The organism is Pseudomonas arabinosi (genome assembly GCF_047758675.1).
Lineage (GTDB): Bacteria > Pseudomonadota > Gammaproteobacteria > Pseudomonadales > Pseudomonadaceae > Aquipseudomonas > Aquipseudomonas arabinosi.
On record NZ_CP180480.1, the window covers coordinates 1,158,453 to 1,177,736 of the forward strand.

At 60.8% G+C, this 19,284-nt stretch carries 16 protein-coding genes; 7 read left to right on the plus strand and 9 right to left on the minus strand.

What is annotated here, in order from left to right; translation table 11 throughout:
• Window positions 1–185 precede the first annotated feature (185 nt).
• A complete protein-coding gene (miaB, locus tag ACMXYJ_RS05295) occupies window positions 186–1,514 on the minus strand; it encodes a tRNA (N6-isopentenyl adenosine(37)-C2)-methylthiotransferase MiaB (RefSeq protein WP_176471591.1) in 1,329 nt (442 codons plus the stop codon).
• A gap of 134 nt (window positions 1,515–1,648) precedes the next feature.
• Between miaB and ACMXYJ_RS05300 the strand changes: the two genes are divergently transcribed.
• Window positions 1,649–1,978 (plus strand): DUF1820 family protein, encoded by a 330-nt coding sequence (locus ACMXYJ_RS05300; RefSeq protein WP_007894425.1) that lies wholly within the window; start codon window positions 1,649–1,651, stop codon window positions 1,976–1,978.
• A 129-nt stretch (window positions 1,979–2,107) separates the two neighbouring features.
• Here ACMXYJ_RS05300 and ACMXYJ_RS05305 read toward each other — a convergent pair whose 3' ends face one another.
• The 4 genes from ACMXYJ_RS05305 to ACMXYJ_RS05320 form a co-directional block, all read right to left on the minus strand.
• Entirely contained in the window at window positions 2,108–2,662 is a 555-nt protein-coding gene (locus ACMXYJ_RS05305; protein WP_056744588.1) for a tetratricopeptide repeat protein, read from the minus strand.
• Window positions 2,663–2,886: 224 nt separating this feature from the next.
• Window positions 2,887–4,170, minus strand: a complete 1,284-nt coding sequence (gene hemL, locus ACMXYJ_RS05310) for a glutamate-1-semialdehyde 2,1-aminomutase (protein ID WP_415759014.1) — start codon at window positions 4,168–4,170, stop codon at window positions 2,887–2,889.
• 15 nt (window positions 4,171–4,185) lie between these two features.
• Window positions 4,186–4,809, minus strand: a complete 624-nt coding sequence (thiE, locus tag ACMXYJ_RS05315; RefSeq protein WP_415759015.1) for a thiamine phosphate synthase — start codon at window positions 4,807–4,809, stop codon at window positions 4,186–4,188.
• 32 nt (window positions 4,810–4,841) lie between these two features.
• The gene (locus tag ACMXYJ_RS05320; RefSeq protein ID WP_033054181.1) at window positions 4,842–5,639 is read right to left on the minus strand and encodes a hydroxymethylpyrimidine/phosphomethylpyrimidine kinase; all 798 of its coding nucleotides are present in this window, start codon (window positions 5,637–5,639) and stop codon (window positions 4,842–4,844) included.
• A 411-nt stretch (window positions 5,640–6,050) separates the two neighbouring features.
• Between ACMXYJ_RS05320 and ACMXYJ_RS05325 the strand changes: the two genes are divergently transcribed.
• The 4 genes from ACMXYJ_RS05325 to ACMXYJ_RS05340 all read left to right on the plus strand — a co-directional run bounded on the left by ACMXYJ_RS05325 (window position 6,051) and on the right by ACMXYJ_RS05340 (window position 12,543).
• Entirely contained in the window at window positions 6,051–8,435 is a 2,385-nt protein-coding gene (locus tag ACMXYJ_RS05325) for a 7TM diverse intracellular signaling domain-containing protein (RefSeq protein WP_415759016.1), read from the plus strand.
• A gap of 74 nt (window positions 8,436–8,509) precedes the next feature.
• Window positions 8,510–10,156, plus strand: a complete 1,647-nt coding sequence (locus ACMXYJ_RS05330) for an acyl-CoA dehydrogenase family protein (protein WP_415759017.1) — start codon at window positions 8,510–8,512, stop codon at window positions 10,154–10,156.
• A gap of 173 nt (window positions 10,157–10,329) precedes the next feature.
• Window positions 10,330–11,829, plus strand: coding sequence for an AMP nucleosidase (gene amn, locus ACMXYJ_RS05335; RefSeq protein WP_178082220.1), 1,500 nt, complete (start codon window positions 10,330–10,332; stop codon window positions 11,827–11,829).
• 72 nt (window positions 11,830–11,901) lie between these two features.
• The gene (locus tag ACMXYJ_RS05340) at window positions 11,902–12,543 is read left to right on the plus strand and encodes a pseudouridine synthase (RefSeq protein ID WP_415759018.1); all 642 of its coding nucleotides are present in this window, start codon (window positions 11,902–11,904) and stop codon (window positions 12,541–12,543) included.
• On the opposite strand, the gene ACMXYJ_RS05345 is transcribed toward ACMXYJ_RS05340, so the two are convergent.
• Window positions 12,538–12,747, minus strand: a complete 210-nt coding sequence (locus tag ACMXYJ_RS05345) for a DUF2788 domain-containing protein (protein ID WP_007937369.1) — start codon at window positions 12,745–12,747, stop codon at window positions 12,538–12,540. The two genes, ACMXYJ_RS05340 and ACMXYJ_RS05345, sit on opposite strands and share 6 nt — an antisense overlap.
• A 236-nt stretch (window positions 12,748–12,983) precedes the next feature.
• Entirely contained in the window at window positions 12,984–13,463 is a 480-nt protein-coding gene (locus ACMXYJ_RS05350; protein WP_007937367.1) for an Lrp/AsnC family transcriptional regulator, read from the minus strand.
• 435 nt (window positions 13,464–13,898) lie between these two features.
• Between ACMXYJ_RS05350 and ACMXYJ_RS05355 the strand changes: the two genes are divergently transcribed.
• Window positions 13,899–14,954 (plus strand): DUF6515 family protein, encoded by a 1,056-nt coding sequence (locus ACMXYJ_RS05355; protein ID WP_415759019.1) that lies wholly within the window; start codon window positions 13,899–13,901, stop codon window positions 14,952–14,954.
• Here the strand turns inward: ACMXYJ_RS05355 and ACMXYJ_RS05360 are convergent.
• Window positions 14,939–15,844, minus strand: coding sequence for a cation diffusion facilitator family transporter (locus tag ACMXYJ_RS05360; RefSeq protein ID WP_415759020.1), 906 nt, complete (start codon window positions 15,842–15,844; stop codon window positions 14,939–14,941). The genes ACMXYJ_RS05355 and ACMXYJ_RS05360 overlap by 16 nt on opposite strands.
• 29 nt (window positions 15,845–15,873) lie before the next feature.
• A complete protein-coding gene (locus tag ACMXYJ_RS05365; protein WP_415759021.1) occupies window positions 15,874–16,293 on the minus strand; it encodes a polyribonucleotide nucleotidyltransferase in 420 nt (139 codons plus the stop codon).
• A 363-nt stretch (window positions 16,294–16,656) separates the two neighbouring features.
• On the opposite strand from ACMXYJ_RS05365, the gene hrpB reads away from it, so the two are divergent.
• Window positions 16,657–19,176 carry an ATP-dependent helicase HrpB gene (hrpB, locus tag ACMXYJ_RS05370; RefSeq protein WP_415759022.1) on the plus strand — a complete coding sequence of 840 codons (2,520 nt, stop codon included), beginning with the start codon at window positions 16,657–16,659 and terminating at the stop codon, window positions 19,174–19,176.
• Window positions 19,177–19,284 lie beyond the last annotated feature (108 nt).

Sequence of the window (19,284 nt, forward strand, 5' to 3'; positions counted from 1 at the left end):
GGCAATTAAGATGAAATCAAGGATAACGCCAGTGGCCTGGGTGCGAAAGGTCTTATACAGACCAATGTTGAACACCTTCCCCTGTGGGAGCGAGCTTGCTCGCGATGAGAGTCTGACATTCAACATTTAAGTTGTCTGATCTGGCGCCATCGCGAGCAAGCTCGCTCCCACAGGGTAATGAGGTGTTATTGGATCAGCGAGCCCCGCAGCGAGTGCGGCTGAGCGGCATCAATGTGCACATCGGCGAACTGCCCAATCAACGTCGGGTTGTCGCAGCGGAAATTGACGATGCGGTTATTCTCGGTCCGGCCTTGCAGTTCACCGGGGTCCTTTTTCGAATAATCGGTTACCAGGATCCGCTGGATCGAACCGACCATTTGTCGGCTGATCTCGAATCCTTGCTGGTTCAGGCGATGTTGCAGGGCGTTCAGGCGTTCTTTTTTCAGCGCTTCCGGTGTTTCGTCGGCCAGATCGGCAGCCGGAGTCCCCGGGCGCTGGCTATAGACGAACGAGTAGGAGAAGTCGAAACCGACGTCTTCGATCAGCTTCATGGTCTGTTCGAAATCTTTCTCGGTCTCGCCCGGGAAGCCGACGATGAAGTCCGAGCTGATGCAAATCCCCGGCACGGCGGCCCGCAGTTTGCGCAGTTTGGATTTGTATTCCAGCGCGGTGTGGTTGCGCTTCATCGCCGAGAGGATTCGGTCCGAACCCGATTGCACCGGCAAGTGCAGGTGTTTGACCAGTTCCGGTACGTCGGCGTGGGCCTGGATCAGGCTGTCGGAGAACTCCAGCGGGTGTGAGGTGGTGTAGCGGATGCGGTCGATGCCATCGACAGCAGCGACGACGCGGATCAGTTCGGCCAGGTCAGCCAAACGACCATCATGAGTGGTCCCGCGGTAACCGTTGACGTTCTGCCCCAGCAGGGTCACTTCGCGCACGCCGTTTTCAGCCAGGTGGATGATCTCGGCGATCACGTCATCGAAAGGTCGGCTGACTTCTTCACCGCGGGTGTAAGGCACCACGCAGAACGTGCAGTACTTGCTGCAGCCTTCCATGACCGACACGTAGGCGCTTGGGCCATCGACGCGCGGCTCGGGCAAGTGGTCGAACTTTTCGATTTCCGGGAACGAGACGTCGACTTGCGGCAGTTTGGTTGCGCGGGCGGCATCGATCATTTCCGGCAGGCGGTGCAGGGTCTGCGGGCCGAAGACCACGTCCACGTACGGGGCGCGGTCGCGAATGGCCGCGCCTTCCTGGCTGGCCACGCAACCGCCGACGGCAATGACCATGTCCGGGTTGGCCAGTTTCAGTTCGCGCCAGCGGCCGAGCTGGGAATACACCCGGTCCTGGGCGCGTTCGCGGATCGAGCAGGTATTGAGCAGGATCACGTCGGCATCTTCAGCGCGAGCGGTGACTTCCAGGGCCTGATGTTCGCCCAGCAGATCGACCATGCGCGAGCTGTCGTACTCGTTCATCTGGCAACCGTGGGTTTCGATGTAAAGCTTCTTGGCCATGGAAAGAGTCATCACGTGATTCAAAGAACCGCGCATTATAGGGAACATGTCTCAAGGTTCCTACCGCTGTGCGTCCGGTGGCTATGCTATAGTTCGCGCCCTCATTTTTATCCCCGATGTGTTGCTCGCCCACCATGACCAAACGTGAAGCTCCAATCTACAAGGTGATTTTCCTCAACCAAGGCCAGGTGTACGAAATGTATGCCAAGCAGATCTATCAAAGTGATCTGTGGGGCTTCCTGGAAGTGGAAGAGTTCGTCTTTGGCGAGCGCACGCAAGTGGTCGTCGATCCGAGTGAAGAGAAGCTCAAGGCTCAGTTCGAAGGCGTTGTGCGCAGCTTTGTGCCGATGCATTCGATCGTGCGGATCGACGAGGTCGAGCGCCTCGGCACGCCGAAAATCAGCGAAGCCCGCGGCGCGGTCGGCAATGTCATGCCGTTTCCGATGCCGATGCCTGAGAAGTAAGCCTCAAGACCGAGTCGCCCCCTTCGCGAGCAAGTCCGCTCCCACAGTAGACCGTGTCCTTAAGTTAGAACGCGGTTAAATGTGGGAGCGAGCTTGCTCGCGATGGGGCCAATCAGAACGACGCGGAATTCAAGGCAGTGGTGAGAACGGCGTACGCCCATCGGCGCTCTGCAATTCCATCAGATACTTGCGGAAGATTTGTCCCAGCACCTGGGTAGCCACTTCAAGTTCTTCGCGGGGCATTTTCTCGGCGACTTCGTCGGCGGTGTCCAGCGCTTCTTCAGCGCCATTGACCGCAGCCATTTTCAGCACGATATACGCCTGAACGTTATTGGCCGGTACGCCTTCGCCGTGGAAGAACATGGTGCCGAGTTTGAATTGCGCCTGAGCATGGCCTTGCAGCGAGGCCTTTTCGAAGTAGCCCAGGGCTTTTTTGAGGTCGCGCGGCGTATTTTTGCCGTCGTAGTAGAACTCACCCAACTCGTATTGCGCTTGCGCATCCCCTTCATCCGACGCTTTCTGGCAGGCGGCGAGAGCCTGCGCCAAGTCTTGCGGCTGAGTATTGAGGGTGCAACGACCCATCGCTGGGATTAACAACGAGTTGCCGCCTGCTTGTGCGAGCGCGAGCAGGGGCTGAAGGAGCAACAGGCAGCCCAGTGCAAGGGCGCGGCCGGTGCGGTTCATGGGAATCGACTTACCTCTGAAGGGCGCGCGGACCCATCGAGGGATCCAATAAGCGCGCATTATGAAATAAGCAGGGCCAACCTTACAAAGTCTTTACTCGTTTTTCTGCTGCGCGGGGAATATATCGCCCACTTTGCTAGGAATTTTGAGCAGAAGCTTAGGAATAAGGGCGGGAATGCAGGTGAAAGCTGACGCTGGCAATCGCCAGCGTCAGCAGCACAGCGTTATTTCAATGCAGCAAATGCGCGCTCTGCGGCATCCAGCGTCAGTTTCAGCTCGGCTTCGCCGTGGGCGATCGAGGTGAAGCCGGCTTCGAAGGCGCTTGGCGCGAGGTACACGCCGCCTTCGAGCATCAAGTGGAAGAAGCGCCCGAACAGGGCGGCGTCGCTGGCCATCACGTCATCGAAGGTCACGATGTCGTCGGCGCCGCTGAAGTACAGACCAAACATGCCGCCGGCCTGTGTGGTCACGAACGGAATACCCGCCGCATCGGCGCGCTGTTGCAGGCCATCGAGCAGGCGGCTGGTGTAGTCAGTCAACTCGGCGTGGAAACCAGGGCGGCTGATCAGGCGCAGGGTCGTCAGGCCCGCAGCCATGGCCAACGGGTTACCCGACAAGGTGCCCGCCTGATAGACCGGGCCCAATGGTGCGATGTGCGACATGATTCCACGCTTGCCGCCGAAGCAGCCAACCGGCATGCCGCCACCGATGATTTTGCCGAAGGTGGTCAGGTCTGGCTTCACACCGTAGTGGGCTTGTGCACCGCCGAGGGCGACACGGAAACCGGTCATCACTTCGTCGAAAATCAGCACCACGCCATGCTTGTCGCACAGGGTGCGCAGGCCTTCGAGGAAACCTGGCGCCGGCGGTACGCAGTTCATGTTGCCGGCCACGGGCTCGACGATGATGCACGCCACGTCCTGGCCGACGTCGGCGAGCATGGTTTCGACGGCGTCGATGTCGTTGAACGGCAGGGTCAGGGTGTGCTTGGCGAAGGCCGCCGGCACACCGGCCGAGCTCGGCACGCCCTGGGTCAGGGCGCCGGAGCCGGCCTTGACCAGCAGACTGTCGGAGTGACCGTGGTAGCAGCCTTCGAACTTGATGATGCTGTCGCGGCCGGTGAAGCCACGGGCCAGACGGATCGCACTCATGGTGGCTTCGGTGCCGGAGCTGACCATGCGCACCATTTCAATCGACGGCACGATCGAGCAGACCAGATCCGCCATCTGGGTTTCCATCTCGGTCGGCGCGCCGTAGGACAAGCCGTGCTCAAGCTGTTTGCGCACGGCGTCCAGCACGTCCGGGTGGCTGTGGCCGAGAATCATCGGCCCCCAGGAACCGACGTAATCCACATAACGCTTGTTGTCTTCGTCGGTGACGTAGGCGCCTTCCGCGTGCTTGAAGAACAACGGCGTGCCGCCAACGCTTTTGAATGCGCGAACAGGCGAGTTCACGCCACCGGGAATGTGTTTCTGGGCATTGGCAAATAGCGTTTCGGAACGAGACATGATCGGGCTCTCAAATCAGATTTTTAGTAATTCGTTAAAAGCGCGGGCGCGGCGTGTCACTTCAGCCGTGCTCTCGGCGCCAAACAGGCCATGGACTACCGCCAGCAAATCGACCCCGTGGGCCACCAGTGGCGCGGCGTTTTCCAGGGTGATGCCGCCAATCGCGCAGATCGGCAGGTGCAGTTTGCTGCGGGCCTGGTCGAGCAGTTCGAGGCTGCAAGTCGGTGCGCCGGGTTTGGTGTTGGAGTTGAAGAAGCGACCGAAGGCGACGTAACTGGCGCCTTCCTTCGCTGCCTGCTCGGCGAGTTCGAGTTGCGCGTGGCAGGTCGAACCGATGATCGCCTGGCGACCGAGCAGTGCCCGAACCGGCATCAGCGGGCCGTCGGTCTGGCCCAGGTGCACACCGACGTTCAGGCGTGCAGCGAGTTCGGCATCGTCGTTGATGATCAACTGGGTCTTGTAGCGCTCGCACAGATCGCGCAAGGCTTCGGCCTCGCGCAGGCGGCGGGCCTCGTCGCTGCTCTTGTCGCGGTATTGCAGCAGGGTGACGCCGCCATCCAGCGCCGCCTCCACGCACGAAAGAAATTTACCTGCCAACAGTTGGCTATCGGTAATGGCGTACAGGCCACGTAGCTTCATCAGGCAATCCTTTTTGCATTACGCATGGACAGTTACGAACAGAAATCCAGCGGCAGGCGGCGCGGCACGAACTGGCCTTTGCCCAACTGCTCCGCATCACGCAGGGTGCGCCACGTGTAGTTAAGCGCGGTCTGCACGGCACTGGCGAGATTTTCACCGAGGGCCAGACGACCGGCCAGCGCACTGGCCAGCGTGCAGCCGGAGCCGTGATAACTGCCGGGCAAGCGTTGGCAGGTGAAGGTTTCGCGGTGACCGTCGCGGCTGTACAGGCGATTGTGGATTTCGTGTTCATCGCCATGGCCGCCGGTGATCAGCAGGTGTTTGACGAATGGCAGGAGTTTTTCGGCGCACTCGTCCGCGGTGCCTTCGGGCAGTTCGGCGAGGATGCGGGCTTCGGGAAGGTTAGGGGTGGCGATGATCGACAGTGGCAGCAGGCGCTCGCGCATGGCGTAGCCGACTTCGTCCTTGCCCAGGCGTCCGCCGCCACCGGCGCGTAGCACCGGGTCGCAGACCACCGGCAAATGCGGGTGCGCCGACAACAGTTCGACCACGGTGTCGACCATTTCCAGGGAACCGAGCATGCCCAGTTTCACCGCCGCGACTTCGGAGTCGTTGAGCACGGCATTGGCCTGGGCCAACACCCACTCACGGTCGAGCACGCGAAAGTCAGTGACGTTGACCGTGTCTTGCACGGTCAGGGCGGTGACGGCCGGGGCCGCATGACAACCCTGAGCGAGCAGGGCTTCGATATCTGCCTGCAAGCCGGCGCCACCACTTGGGTCGTGGCCGGAGAGACAGAGGACAACGGGGCGAGAGCTGTAGATATTCATGGTGCGCGAGCTTACCACCAGTCGACCAACGAGTCATGACACGGACTTTGTAGCAGCTTGCGAAGCCTGCGTTCGGCTGCGCAGCAGTCGTAAAACCTGAACACGCGGTCTGCCTGATACACCGCAGCGACTGACTTCACGACTGCTGCGCAGCCGAACGCAGGCTTCGCCAGCTGCTACAGGGAATCGGGCGTTGTCACAAGCTGACTGACGAAACAGCTCTAGCCCCGTGCGCCGAGCTGGAACGCCCGTGCTAGAGCCTTTGTAGGAAAAATTTCAATGGTGTTTAATGGCCACCAACGGCTATGCTAGAGTGGATCCAAACCAATAACAGGTAATACCGGTTTTACGTCTACTCAAAAGGAATGAGGGGCTTCCTGAGATAACCGGACAGGCCACGCTGGGGCTTAAATGCGCTATTTGCTGATGTTGCTGTTGTGCTTGCCCCTCATGGCGAGTGCAGTCGAATTCGACGAATTCACTCAAAGCCTTCCCCTGGGCCGAACCCTGCAAGTGTTCGAAGACGCGGGCGGTCAGGCGACCATCGCCGATGTCCGTGCACAAGCCGCGGCCGGAAACTTCAAACTCCACGACAAAGCCACCCTCAACGCCGGTTACTCGCGTTCAGTGTTCTGGCTGAAAATCGACCTGCATTACCGCCCGAACAACCCCGCGGTGCAGCGCACCTGGTTGCTCGAACTGGCCTATCCGCCCCTTGATCACATTGACCTCTATTTGCCCGATGCGGCCGGTGGCTATCAACTGGCACGTCAGACCGGCGATGCCTTGCCGTTCGACAGTCGCGAGATCCGCCAGAACAACTACCTGTTCGATCTGAACTTCACCCCTGATCAAGCGCAAACCCTGTACCTGCGCCTGCAAAGTGAAGGGTCGATCCAGGCGCCGGTCACCCTGTGGTCGAGCACTGCCTACCTGGAAGAGCAACCGATCCGACTGTATGTGCTGGGGCTGATCTACGGCGTATTGCTGGGGATGCTGGTGTACAACCTGTTCATCTATCTCAGCGTGCGCGATACCAGCTACCTCTATTACATCTTCTATATCGCCTCGTTCGGCTTGTATCAGCTGTCAGTGAACGGCGCGGCCGTGGAGTATTTCTGGCCGAACAATCCCTGGTGGGCCAACGCCGCGACGCCGTTTTTCATCGGTTGTGCAGGCCTGTTCGGCAGCCAGTTCGCGCGCAGCTTCTTGCAGACGGCGACCTACAGTCGTTGGCTCGACCGCTTGCTGTTGGCGTTGATTGCGTTTAGCGCGGTGGTGGTCGGGTTGTCGTTGATGACCAGTTACGCCTTGGCCCTGCGCCTGGCGACGGCGCTGGCACTGACCTTCACCGTCGTGATTTTTGCCGCCGGGATTTTCGCCTGGCTGCGTGGTCTGCGAGTGGCGCGTTATTTCATCATTGCCTGGTCGGCGTTTTTACTCGGCGGCATCGTCAACACCCTAATGGTGCTGGGTTACCTGCCAAACGTGTTCCTGACCATGTATTCCAGCCAGATCGGCTCGGCGATTGAAGTGGCGCTGCTGTCCCTGGCGCTGGCCGATCGCATCAACGCCATGCGCGAGCAACAGGCACAGACCCTGTTCGATGCCGGTCAAACGCTTGAAGTGCTCAACCAGCAACTGGCTCACAGTAACAAGCTGAAGGATGAATTCCTCGCCACCTTGACCCACGAACTGCGCACGCCCATGAACGGTGTGATCGGTTCGCTGGAGCTGATGCAGACCGTCGAGATGGACCCGGAGCTGGAGCAATATCAGCAAACGGCCGCCGGTTCGGCGCGAGACATGATGCGCATGGTCAATGGCATCCTCACCCTGACCGAGTTGCAGGCCGGCAAGCTCAAGACCTATCCGGCCGTTTTCAGTTTGCGCGGCGTGGTCGAGGCTTTGCGCCTGCAGTTCGAGGGCAACGCGTCGAGCAAGTCGCTGGACTTCAAAGTCGAGGTCACGCCGGGGCTGCCGGATCGCTTGCACGGCGACAGCGCCAAGTTGGCGCAATGCCTGGAATGCCTGCTGGATAACGCGATCAAGTTCACTCGGGTCGGCGGACTGGCGCTGCGGGTGACGGGTAAACCCGTGGCGCCCGACCGACTGGCACTGTCCTTTGCGGTGATCGACACCGGCATTGGCTTCACCGATCTGGGGGAGGCGACGCTGTATCAACGGTTCTTCCAGCTCGACGGCTCGATGACCCGTGAATACGGCGGTCTGGGCGTCGGCCTGGCGATCTGTCGGCAACTGGTCGAATTGCTCGGTGGAAAACTGACTCACCGCTCCGAGCCTGGTCGTGGCAGCCGCTTCCAGCTCGACGTCGAGTTCGAACTGCCCGTGGTGGAGCGGTCGCCAGTGCCCCTGATGAGCCGGGAATCTCCTAGCCTGCGACTGCCTCAGGACTGCACCGTCCTGCTGGTTGATGACAACAGCATCAATCAGCTGGTGATGCGTGGCATGTTGCTCAAGCTGGGCTTCCGGGTGCGCACCGCCGATAACGGGGTTAGCGCGATCGATCACTTGCAGCGCGAAACCTTCGATGCGGTATTGCTCGATTGCCAGCTTCCATCGCTGGGTGGCGCGTCCCTCTGTTGCCAGATCCGCGCGTTGCCGGGCTGCGCCGAACTGCCGGTATTCGTGATTGCCTTGAGCATTGATCGGGAACGCTGCCCGACCGGTGCCTTGATCGACTACCTGAGCAAACCGGTGAAATTCGAGGACCTGCAGGCAGCGCTCTATCGCCGGGTGCTGTGCCCAAGGCAAGGCGAAAGCGCCGGCAGTTAGGCAGATATGACACTTTGTTCGGCCAGGGGGCGGTGCTTAACTGAAGTCTCTTGGCTGATCAAAGGAGCCCCGTCATGAACCTGCATCAGTTCGCCGAAACCCACGAAGTCACCAACCAGCCACCGTCGCTGGACGGCGCCAACCTGTATCGCATCGACCTGCCGTTGCAGGAGTGGTCGCGGCGTTTCGGGGCCGGGTGGGCCGAGTCGCGGATCGACGCTTACGGCGCACTGGCCGGCGGGCCGCTGATGGAAGCGGGGTTCCTGGCCAATCAGAACAAGCCGGTTTTCAGCAGCCATGACCGTTATGGCCATCGCATCGACCTGGTGGAATTTCACCCGGCCTATCACGAACTGATGCGCACGGCGGTCGAGCACGGTTTGACGTCGTTGCCCTGGGCGCATCCGCAGTCCGGCGCCCACGTCGCCCGCGCCTCCATGACCTATCTGCACAGCCAGGCCGAAGCCGGCAGTGGTTGCCCGCTGACCATGACCTTCGCCAGCGTTCCAGCGATGCGCCTGCAACCGGACCTGGCCGAGCAGTGGCTGCCGAAAATCCTCTCTACCGAATATGACCCGCGCAACGTCGGTATGGCCCACAAGGCCGGGGTCACCATCGGCATGGCCATGACCGAGAAACAGGGCGGCACCGACGTGCGGGCCAACACCACCAAGGCTTATCCGGTCGGCGCCAGTGGTCCGGGCCAGGCGTATGAGCTGGTGGGCCACAAATGGTTCTGTTCGGCGCCGATGTGCGATGCCTTCCTGACCCTGGCACAGACTGACAAAGGTTTGACCTGTTTCCTGCTGCCGCGCCATCGCCCGGACGACACGCGCAATCAGTTCTACATACAGCGCCTGAAGAACAAACTCGGCAATTGCTCCAACGCTTCCAGCGAAGTGGAGTTCCGTGGTGCGCTGGCGTGGATGGTCGGCGAGGAGGGGCGCGGCGTTCCGACCATCATCGAAATGGTCGCCATGACCCGCTTCGATTGCATGGTCGGTTCCAGTTCGCTGATGCGCCAGGCCCTGACCCAGGCCAGCCATCACTGCGCTCACCGCAAGGTCGGCGGCAAATTGCTCAGCGATCAACCCTTGATGCAGAACGTATTGGCAGACCTGGCCCTGGAAAGCGAAGCCGCCCTGGCCTTGAGCCTGCGCATGGGCCAGGCGCTGGATCATCTGGATGACAACCATGAAGCCAAATTCGCTCGGCTGGTCACGGCGGTGGGCAAGTACTGGATCTGCAAACGCGCGCCCGGAATGATCAACGAAGCCGCCGAATGCATGGGCGGCGCCGGTTATGTCGAAGACAGCATCCTGCCGCGGTTGTACCGTGAGGCACCGGTCAATTCGACGTGGGAAGGTTCCGGCAACGTCCAATGCCTCGACGTATTGCGAGCGTTGTCGAAGGAGCCGGGTGTACTCGACGTACTGTTCAGCGAATTGGGTGATGGTCATGGCGACAAGCGCCTGGCCGCACACATCACTCAATTGCAGGCAGCGTTCAAGGACACCAGCGACATTCAATACCGCGCCCGTCAGCTCACCGAAGACATTGCCTTGGGCCTTCAGGCCAAGCTGTTGCTGGAGGCGGGCAACAGCGCCGTCAGCGATGCCTTCATCGCCAGTCGCCTTGGTTCCGCCGGTCGGGTGTATGGCGCGTTGCCACGTGGGCTGGATGTGGACGCGATTGTCACCCGCTCGACACCGCTTTTATGATCGACACCGATCCACTGTGGGAGCGAGCCTGCTCGCGATGACTGTTCAACATTCAACAGTTATGTCGATTGTCATACCGCTATCGCGAGCAGGCTCGCTCCCACATTGGATCTAGGATGGACTTGGCATTTGTGTAGCAACCGCTGTTCCCGTGAAGCGACGATGCAGGCAAGATGAAGGCCTGCAAGTCAGAACACAGGATGCTGATCGTGACCGAAGCTTTTATTGTCGTTCAAACCGCCGAGCAAGCCGTGGACCGGCTTGCGCTCTTGCACAATCGTGCAACCACCGCGCTGAACCAGGCGCTCAAGCGTTACCTCAAGGATCGAGTCGAACCGGACGCCGAACAGCGTGCGATGTTTCGTTATCCCGAACTGCGTCTGACCTACCTTTGCCAGGGCGAAGTCCCACAGACCACTCGGGCCTACGCCAAGGTTCAACTGCCGGGGACTTACAGCGTCACCGTCACGCATCCCGCCGCCTTCCGTAAATACCTGCTGGAACAGCTGGTGCCGTTGATGCACGACTTCACCGTGACGGTGGAAGTCGGCATCAGCCAGCAAAACATTCCTTATCCGTACGTGGTCGAGCAGGGCGATGAACTGGCCGGCTCCGGCGTCACTGCTGCCGTGCTGGCGCGGGTGTTCCCGAGTACGGATTTGTCTGCCGCGACCGATGGCATCGCCGACGGTTTGTACGATTGGGAAAATACCGACCCGCTGCCGTTGGCCCTGTTCGACGCCGCGCGGGTGGATTTCTCCCTGCGCCGTCTGGTGCATTACACCGGCAGCGACTGGCGTCATGTGCAGCCATGGATTCTGCTGACCAACTATCACCGTTATGTCGACCAGTTCATCGTTCATGGCCTGGAACAGTTGCGCAGCGATCCGCGTTTCGTGCGCATGGTCTTGCCGGGCAACGTGATCATCGAAAAGAGCATGGACCACGGCGAAGCCTCGGCGATTGCCGCCGGTGTGGTTTGGCACCGCTACCAAATGCCGGCCTATCACCTGATCGCCAGCGACGGCCATGGCGTGACCCTGGTGAACATCGGCGTCGGCCCGTCCAACGCCAAGAACATCACCGACCACCTGGCGGTGCTGCGACCGCATTGCTGGCTGATGATCGGTCACTGTGGCGGCTTGCGTCAGTCGCAGACGATTGGCGATTACGTGCTGGCGCACGCTTACATGCGCCGCGACGGGATTCTCGATCGGGTCGTGCCGCCGAATATTCCGATTCCGGCCCTGGCCGAAGTGCAAATGGCGTTGCAGCAAGCGGCGGCCAATATCACCGGTGAGAAGGGCGATGAACTGAAAAAACGCCTGCGCACCGGCACCGTACTGACCTACGACGACCGTAACTGGGAGTTGCGCTGGGCTCAGGAGCGTCCGCTGATCAACCTGTCTCGCGCCGTGGCGGTGGACATGGAAAGCGGCACCATCGCAGCGCAAGGTTATCGCTTGCGGGTTCCGTATGGCACGTTGCTCTGTGTTTCGGACAAACCGTTGCACAGCGAAATCAAACTGCCGGGTTCGGCCAACGCCTTCTATGAGCGCGCGGTCAGCCAGCATTTGAAGATCGGCATCGAGGCGGTGGATCTGTTGCGCACCGAACTCAACTCGCTGCACTCGCGCAAACTGCGCAGCTTCGACGAGCCGCCGTTCCGCTAACGGTTTGTCGTGGTCATTTGGCGGTCAGGGCACTAGCATTAGCAGCCCTGACCGTTAGATGTTCCTTTTCCCATGTCTCGTCCTCAACGTCCCGTTTCCCGCCGCCCAGGCGTGAAGCCTGCGCCATCGTCCTCAGCCCCGCGCCGTGTCGCCAAAGCGCCGCCGGCCGAGCCGAAGCTGATTCTGTTCAACAAGCCTTTTGATGTGCTGACGCAATTCAGCGACGGAGAAGGGCGGGCGACGCTCAAGGACTACATCGAGATTCCCGGGATTTACCCGGCAGGACGGCTGGACCGCGACAGCGAAGGTTTGCTGCTGCTGACTAACGACGGCCAGCTTCAGGCGCGGATCGCCGACCCGAAACACAAACTGGCGAAGACCTATTGGGTGCAGGTGGAAGGCGAGCCGAGTGGCGAGCAATTGCAGCGTTTACGCGATGGCGTCGAGCTGAACGATGGCATGACGCTACCGGCTGAGGCGCGGCAGCTTGAAGAACCTGAACTGTGGCCACGCAACCCGCCCGTACGCTTTCGCAAAAGCGTTCCGACGAGCTGGCTGGAATTGGTGATTCGCGAAGGGCGCAACCGTCAGGTACGGCGCATGACTGCGGCGGTCGGCTTGCCAACGTTGCGTCTGGTGCGGGTCAGAATCGGCGACTGGTCGATCGAAGGGCTCGATCAGGGCCAGTGGAAGGAAGTGCCGGCGCGTTTATAACGTACCGGATTCGATCAGGCCGATGACCACACTTTTGATCACGAATGCGGCCACGCCCAAGCCGAGTACGAAGAACAGGATGAACGAGCCAAAGCGGCCGGCCTTGGATTTCTTCGCCAGATCCCAGACGATGAAGCCCATGAAAATGATCAGGATGCTGACCAGTCCGGTCATCATCCACTCTTCGAATACTGCAGGATCCATCGAACATCTCCAGCGCGGGCGGGGCTAAAAGGCGCTGGAGTATACGTCATGGGCGATTGGCGAAGTATTGACCTGCGGCAGCGTGTCGCAGCTATTCGTCGCCCTGACCGACGCCGGGCCCGCTCTTGTAGGAGCTGTCGAGTGAAACGAGGCTGCGATCTTTTGATTTTGCTTTTAAGAACAAGATCAAAAGATCGCAGCCTCGTTTCACTCGACAGCTCCTACAGAAGCAGTCCTCAGCTGCGCAGATGAGTCAGCGGCAACTCGGTACTGTTGAGCACCTGATTCAACACAAAACTCGACCGCACACTGGTCACCCCTTCAATCCGGGTGAGGTGTCCCAGCAGCAATTTTTGATAATGGTCCATGTCCGGCACAACGACCTTGAGCTGATAGTCGGCATCCATCCCGGTCACCAGGCTGCATTCCAGCACCTGCGGCAACGTACGAATCGCCGCTTCGAAGTTCTCGAACCGTTCTGGTGTATGGCGGTCCATACCGATCAACACGTAAGCCGTCAGGCTCAAACCGAGCATCTTGCGGTCCAGCAGGGCCACCTGGCGGGAGATATAGCCGTCGTCTTCCAGTTGCTTGACCCGGCGCGAGCAAGGCGAAGGCGACAGGCCGATGCGTTCGGCCAGCTCCTGGTTGGAGATGCGCGCGTCACGCTGCAATTCCGCCAAAATGCTCAGGTCGTATCGGTCGAGTTTGCTCATCAATCAGGCCTTTGTCATAACTATTGCGGTGGATTATCTATCCAGGGTTAAAAATTGCGCAAGTGATGTTTATTTGAGCAATCTTCGCAATCCTCTGCCGGCGCCGCGAGCCTATTCTTATCACCAGAATCACTGCTCGGACAAACAGTCCAGTGCGGCTCGCCCAATCAGGCCTGCTGCGGTCGCCACCCCCACCGGGGATGAGCCGGCCCCCGAGCTACACACTGTCCAGAAGACGGCGTGAGGTGAGCCGACGTCAAAAGCGTCGAGCACGGACGAAGTTCTCAAAGGGAGGCCGACGGGTCTCCCTTTTCTTTTGCCCGGAATTTGACGACGGCGCTCAATAAATAAGTTTCGCGACTGATAACCTGTTGCAGAACCGGCCGGTGCTTTCCCAGTCTTACGTACAGGCCCTAACCCGCAGTGAGGAAAAGCATGAAGTCGCGCATCTGGCGTTTGGCCGGTGTTGGTTTGCTGTGTATCAGTGTCACTGCGCAATCGCTGGCCGATGAGCCGCAAAACCGTGGCCCCGATGGCGGGCAACACGGGTCGGATGGCCACCAGGGAAACAATCAGGGGCACGGCGGCAATAACCAGCCGCGCCCGCAGAACAATCCGCAGCAGAACCCGCCGCGTGCGCAGAATAACGACATCATTCGTGGCGACAACAGTCGCCAGTTCGAGCACAACGGCCAGAATCAGAACAACGGCCAGTGGCAGAACCAGCCCCGGCCACAGCACGATTACAACAATCCGGTTCGCTCGCCGCCGCCTCCTCCGCAGTTACCAGCCAACGACCTGCCGATCCAGGGCCGGCCCGACACCGTGCGCCAGACCCAGCAGCCGCAGCGTGGTCACTACCAGGACGTGCCGCGGCGCAACGATAACAACCCGCATTGGCAGAACAACGGTCCGCGTCCCGATGACCATCGCTGGGCCGGTCGCCCGGATGGGCATGGCAATGGCTGGGGCCCCGGCCCGCAGTACCGTCCCGGTCATGTGATCGATCGCTTCCCGGACCGTGATTACCGTGTGCCGTACCGTGGTCAGGATTACTTCTACTCCGGCGGCTACTGGTATCGCCCACAAGGCCCGCGTTATGTGGTGGTGCAGCCGCCACGAGGAATTCGCGTCAGCTACTTGCCCGATTACGCGCGTGAAGTGTGGATCGGCGGTGCGCTGTTGTTCCTGGCGGCCGGTTCTTATTACGCCTATCAGGAAAGCACTCAGGATTACGTCGTGGTCGAGCCGCCCGTGCAATCGCAGCCGCAACCGGTCAGCAATGGTTATGACGTGGTGGCGTATCCGGCCAACGGCCAGTCGCCAGAGCAGGTCAACCAGGACGGTTACGAGTGCTATCAATACGCGGTGCAGCAGAGTGGCTTCGATCCGCGAACGGCCACCTACCAGCCGGACCCGTCGGTGGTACAAGCCTACCGCCAGGCCCAGGGCAACTGCCTGAGCAGTCGCGGTTATCAGGTTTCTTTCTGAGCCCTGTCTGCCAGCACTACTTCCTGCGGGTCGGCGTGCACCAGCACTTCGGCTCGCGGATAAGCCGCGTGAATCGCATCGGCGGCTTGGTCGCTGATGCCGTGAGCGACTGACAGGGTCAAATCCCCCGGCAATTCCAGGTGCAACTGCACGAACCACTGGTTGCCGGAAATCCGCGTGCGCAGGTCGTGCGCCCCCAATACTCCCGGTACGCTGCAGGCCAGTTCGAGCATGTGCTGGCTGACGTCCGTTGGCAGCTCTTCATCCATCAGTACCGTAAAACTTTCCCGGGCGATATGAATCGCGCTCCAGAGAATGTAGGCGGCGATCCCCAAGCCGAACCAAGGGTCGACCTGATGCCAGCCAAACCCGGCGAGCACCAGCGCCACCAGAATGCTGCCGTTGAGCAGCAGGTCCGAACGGTAATGCAAGGAATCGGCGCGCACCGCGTTGGAGCCGGTCGCCTTGACGACCCGATGTTGCAACATCAGCAGGGCCAGGGTCAGCACCAGGGAAAACACAATCACCCCGATACTGATCCATGGCGCCCCCACCGGTTCCGGGTGTTTCAGTCGATCAATCGCCTGCAAGGCAATCAGCACCGCACTGCCGCCAATGAACAACGCCTGAGCCATGCCCGCCAGCGATTCGGCCTTGCCGTGTCCGTAACGGTGATCATCATCGGCCGGGCGCAAGGCGTAATGCACCGCGAGCAGGTTGAGCAGCGAGGTGACGCCGTCGAGGGTCGAGTCAGTCAGCCCGGCGAGCATGCTTACCGAACCGCTCAACCACCAGGCGATGGCTTTGGCGACGATCAGCGTGCATGCCACCGCCACCGAGGCACGGGTCGCGAGACGCAGCAGGCGGGCGTGTTCGGAGCTGGAAATCATAAGTGCGGCTATTCCTTTAAATGCACGGTTTACGCGGCAGGTTGCAGGCCGAACATGGCCAGTTGCTGGGCGCTGCCCTTGTGCTGGATCAGGCGCGGGTCATCCAGCGGGAAGCTGCGGCCCAGTTCGGTTTCGAGAATAGTCTGCAATTTGTGGTTATCGACCTTGCCGTCGGCGCCGATGGCTTCCTTGAGTTTTTCCGGGGCCACCTGTGCGGTCTCGCCGGGCGCGTAGTAAATCGTGCCAGTGGCGAAGTCCACGGCAAACGCGATCAGGCCGGGAATGATGTAGAACAGCAAGCCCACGGCATCGAGTGCGGCGATGGCCGGGTCGATCTTGCCGTCAATCTGACCGCGACGGTCCGGGTAGAAAATCGATCCGCAAGCGGTCATCTGGGTCAGCAACGTCGCGACCAATACACCGCCAATCAAGCGAAAGGGAACACGCATATGAAATCTCCTGAGTCATCTGGAAAACGAAGGGGCGTCTATATGAATTAGGACCGTGATTAACGCCGAGCAGTTCGCCGTTATACTCGCGCTCGGCAGGGCGTGCCCACAGTAAATTGCGGCCGCGTCTCACCCCTACTGGAATAGTTGAGGATTGATGTTGTTTTTTCCAGATCGACAACGCGTGGCGGCTGATGGATTTTGTCGGGGTTCGGCCCTCCGGGCTGAAGCTGTGGACGCGCCATGCTGCGTTGCGGGACTTGGTAAGGAAACGACCCTTACCGGCGTCCTGCGCCTTGCCTGGCACGCCCACAGCTTCAACGCGACTCGCAATTTACTGTGGGCACGCCCTGGGGAGCCAGCATGATTTCTTTGCCGATTGATGAAGTTTTACCCGCCCTGCGTGAAGCCTTGGCTACACGCCACGAAGCCGTGCTCGAAGCACCGCCCGGCGCCGGTAAAACCACCCGCGTGCCGTTGGCCTTGCTCAACGAGCCCTGGTTGGCCGGGCAGACCATTCTGATGCTCGAACCGCGCCGTTTGGCCGCGCGGGCAGCAGCGGAGCGTCTGGCCAGTGAGTTGGGCGAGAAGGTCGGCGAAACCGTCGGCTATCGCATTCGTCTCGACAGCAAAGTCGGCCCCAAAACCCGTATCGAAGTGGTCACCGAAGGGATTCTGACCCGACGCTTGCAGGACGACCCGGCACTCGAAGGCGTGGGTTTACTGATCTTCGACGAATTCCACGAGCGCAGCCTCGACGCCGATCTGGCGCTGGCCCTGAGCCTGAATGGCCGTGAGCTGTTTCGTGACGATCAACCGCTGAAAATTCTGTTGATGTCGGCAACCCTGGAAGGCGAACGGCTGGCCGGGTTGCTCGATGACGCGCCGATCCTGCGCAGCGAAGGCCGCATGTACCCGGTGGCGATGCGCTGGGGCCGACCGTTCCAGCCCGGTGAATTCATCGAGCCGCGCTTGGTGCAAACCATTCTCGAAGCGCTGAATGACGAAACCGGCAGTGTGCTGGTGTTCCTGCCGGGGCAGGCGGAAATCCGTCGGGTGCATCAACAACTCGCCGATGCACTGGGCGAGAGCACACCGGTTCTGCTCTGCCCGTTGCACGGTGAACTGGACCTCGCCGCCCAACGCGCGGCGATAGATCCGGCCCCCGCCGGCAAACGCAAAGTGGTGCTGGCGACCAACATCGCCGAGACCAGTCTGACCATCAACGGCGTGCGCGTGGTGATCGATGCCGGGCTGGCGCGGGTGCCGCGGTTCGATCCGGGCAGCGGCATGGCCCGCCTCGATACTCAGCGTATTTCCAAAGCCAGCGCCACTCAGCGCGCGGGCCGGGCGGGGCGGCTGGAACCGGGCGTGTGTTATCGGTTGTGGTCGCAGGATCAGCACGAGCAACTGGCGGCCTATGCCAGTGCGGAAATCCTCTCGGCGGATCTTGCCGGGTTAGCCTTGCAGCTCGGTCGCTGGGGCGTGACGCCGGGGCAATTGGTGTGGCTCGACGTGCCGCCCGCGGCCGCTTTTGCACAGGCTCAGGACTTGCTTGATCGCCTGGGCGCATTGGACGGCGAAGCGCTGACTCGTCACGGTCAGGCGATGGCCGAACTGCCAGCGCATCCGCGCATCGCGCATTTGCTGTTGCGCGGTCAGGCGCTCGGCTTGGCCAACATGGCTTGCGATGTCGCGGCCTTGCTCGGCGAGCGAGATATCTTGCGCGGTGCCGGTGCCGATCTACACAGCCGACTGGTGCTGTTGTCCGGCGAAGAGCGCGCCGCTCGCGGTGCTCAGGGTGGCGTGCAACGAGCCCGGCAACTGGCGCGGCAGTATCGCGGTTATCTGCGGGGCAAGGCGTCGGAACCGGTCAGCGATCCGGATCATCCGCGCTGGCTTGGCGCGTTGTTGGCGTTGGCCTATCCCGACCGCGTTGCCCAGCAGCGCCGGGCCGGTGGCGCGGAGTATCGCCTAGCCAACGGTCGCGCAGCGCTGTTTGCCGAAGCCGACAGTTTGATGAAGCAGCCGTGGCTGGTGATCGCCGATCTCGGCAGTCGTCAGGGCCAGCGTGAGGAACGGATTTATCTGGCGGCGGATTTCGATCCGGCGCTGTTCGATTCAGTGCTGGCCGAACAGGTGCGCTGCGTCGATCAACTGGATTGGGATGAGCGTGAAGGCGTATTGCGCGCCGAGCGGCAGCGCAAGGTCGGTGAGTTGATCCTCAGCCGTGAACCCCTGACCGGGCTCGATGAAACTGCTCGCAGTCAGGCGCTGGTCAATCTGGTGCGGCGCAAAGGTCTGGAGCTATTGCCGTGGACTCCGGAGCTGCGTCAGTGGCAAGCGCGAGTGGCGTTGCTGCGACAGCTGGACCTCAGCAGTAAAGAGCAAAGTGAATGGCCGGATGTCAGCGACGCCGCCCTGCTCAAAAGCCTCGAACATTGGCTGATGCCGTATCTGGGCAAAGTCTCGCGACTCAGTCACTTCGCCAATCTGGACCTGTCGAGCATCGTGCATAACCTGTTGCCGTGGCCGCTGCCGCAACGGCTGGATGAGCTGGCGCCGCATCATCTGAGCGTGCCATCGGGGTCGTCGATTCGCCTGGATTACAGCGAGCAGCCGCCGATTCTGGCGGTACGGTTGCAGGAGTTGTTCGGCCTGGCCGAAACCCCGCGGATTGCCGGTGGCCGGCAGGTGGTCAAACTGCATTTGCTGTCCCCGGCGCGGCGGCCGGTGCAGGTGACCCAGGACCTGGCGAACTTCTGGCGCAGCACATATGCCGAGGTGAAGAAGGATTTAAAGGGTCGGTATCCTAAGCACTACTGGCCGGATGATCCGTTGGTGGCCGAAGCGACGGCGCGTATCAAGCCGCGTAAAAGCTGAAGATCAAAAGATCGCAGCCTCGTTTCACTCGACAGCTCCTACAAGGGATGCGCGGTGCATGTAGGAGCTGTCGAGTGAAACGAGGCTGCGATCTTTTGACGTTGATGT